This window comes from Psychrobacillus sp., from assembly GCF_056205495.1.
The window spans coordinates 1-2321 of sequence record NZ_JBAEAP010000107.1 but is presented as its reverse complement, the minus strand read 5'-3'; the positions used below and the strand labels follow the sequence as shown (position 1 = coordinate 2321).

Genomic DNA, 2321 nt, shown 5'->3' with positions numbered 1-2321 from the left:
TACACTGGCGATGAGCTTATCTACCTTAAACCAAGGACCTTATATGGATCCCATGCGATTAGCAGCTCAAGTTATTAGCGGCATCGGCTTTCTAGGAGCAGGAGTTATTTGGGTGGATAAGGATAACGTGAAACGAGGTCTAACAACAGCAGCAAATCTTTGGATTACCGCATGTGTTGGATTAACAATCGGTTATGGCGCATATGATTTAGCAATACTCACAGTTTTTCTCATGTTTATCGCCATGAACCTTCCAAAGGTATTAGAGAAGATGAGACTCCTACCTCCAAGAGGGAAAGAGAAGGAGGAGCATGAGGTTGATAGTGATGGGGAATAAAAGGTGGAACAAAGCCACGCTACCAGTTCAGTTACCGGAGTGATGGCTTTTTCTTTGTATAATCTATATTGTTTAATTCGCAGCAAATAGGAATGAAACAGCCTGCCTAATAATATTATTTTAGAGAGGATTCTTTGAACAGAATCGTTTGCGGATAAACTAATTTTTAGTACAAGACTTCTTTGCTATAACGACTATATGATAAAAGAAAGGAGTATTATTTGGAGCTATTCCTTATCAAGTCATTTAAACATCTTAGTTTGTATGAAAAAGAATGGTCCACTATTTTAGCAGCAAATCATAATTCTAATCCATTTCTAGAATTTCATTTTATATACAATTGGTGGAGATATTTTTCAGACGATAAGAAAATTGAGATTTATAGTGTTAGAGAAAACCAGAAAGTCATTGCTTTTTTTCCCTTTATAGTGAGTAAAAAGAACAATGTTAAGATTGTGCAAACGTTAGCTATCCAATCCTGTCCCTATACAGACTTCGTAGTAAAGAAGAGAGATTTAGATAGGGTGCTTATGTTTGTGATGGACGGAATTATTTTAGATAAGCAGCAGGCTGTATTCTTGATTAATTCGTTAAGTTATGACAACCATACACATCTAAAATTAAGGAATTACATGAATGCTAGAAGCTACAAATGTATAGAAAAGAAAAACAATCCAGTAGAAATTTTACATGTGATAGCTCCAATGATGGAAGTAAAGCTAAGGGCACTAGGTGATCTACAGGAAGAGGTAGTTACGCTTGAACAATTGCAGTCTTTATTAGAGGGAAACATGGACAAATTTAATCACTCCACTAACGATAGATTGGATTTCATGAAAAAATTTGAAGGTGATCGGCCTCATGTCAGCGCAAAGGTAATACATCTTAATAATGAATTAATAGCATTTTCTTATGGTTTTCAGTGGCTGGATAAATACATGGAGTACGGAAACGGAAAACTAAAGGATTTTTTTCATGCTGAGAAGCTGCTTGGCGAGGTTATGCCCATACATGCTCCAGGCACTGTGTCTATCCTATTTTCCACTAAAAATTTTAGGGGTAAGCTTGGCCTTATCCTGGAAAAGCGTCATATAGCAAAATATGAAAGAAAACAATTGAATCCTACTAAGAAGAAGGCATTTAAGAAAAAGCATTCTATTCTTATTGCTGAGCTCAACGATATCCACATCAAAGCCCCCAATTGTAACTTTAAAAGTATTTCTAACACAGAGATATGGTCAGGTAACCGCCAAAGATTCCTTCTCAATTACCTTCGAGGTTTCGAGGGCTATCATTCTGGAAATCCCCAAAACACTTTTTGGATCAATTCAACATCGCTTTATATTGATGAACTAAATCATAAAGAAAAGCTATCTGAAGGAACGCTTTTTATAGAAGGGTGGGAGTCTGAGGAGCTAGAAAAGATACTATGCTTTACACAAACAAACTACAGAGTACGGAATATATTAGTACGTGTTAATAAAGACAACAAAAATCAAATCAAAAAATTAATGCTTTTTGGATTTCAAATTAGAGATAAGTTTTTGGTTCCTAGCTAAGAGAAGATTTTTCCTCTGCGTGCAACGTCTAATTACTAGGCTTGACCCACAAATAGAAGGAGTCGACTTTTGATTGGAGGGCAGAGTGGCGACTTTCTACGAGAATAGTGCGATCTGAAGATCCAGGAGAGCTCATATCGTTACTTTAATAGAAAAAAGACTTTAGATAAAACATCCCAATGCCTGGTGTTTATCTAAAGTCTGGAGCGACTAATTATTGATTAGTCGCTTCTTTGCTTTACTTAGCCTATTCAACTGTACAATCTCAGCATCTTCATTCTTATGACCGGTTATCTTTACAGTAACTGCATCGAACGCTTCAACTTCCAGCTTACCGAATGAAGTCGTAATCTTGTAGTTATCAAGCTTTGTGTTTTTGTCAGTATCAGCTACCTTATATGTAAATTCATTATCTGCCGTACCAA

Annotated in this window: 3 protein-coding genes; 2 read left to right on the top strand and 1 reads right to left on the bottom strand. The window is 36.3% G+C overall.

All coding sequences use genetic code 11. From position 1 onward, the window contains the following. The coding region (locus AC06OU_RS03285) for an MgtC/SapB family protein (protein WP_475853958.1) at positions 1-337 on the top strand (337 nt) is incomplete at its 5' end. A 221-nt stretch (positions 338-558) separates the two neighbouring features. Next, complete coding sequence (locus AC06OU_RS03280; protein ID WP_475853956.1) at positions 559-1896, top strand: GNAT family N-acetyltransferase; 1338 nt, start codon at positions 559-561, stop codon at positions 1894-1896. A gap of 210 nt (positions 1897-2106) precedes the next feature. Here AC06OU_RS03280 and AC06OU_RS03275 read toward each other — a convergent pair. Continuing rightward, positions 2107-2321 (bottom strand): hypothetical protein (locus tag AC06OU_RS03275; protein WP_475853954.1); only part of this gene is annotated, 215 nt, incomplete at its 5' end.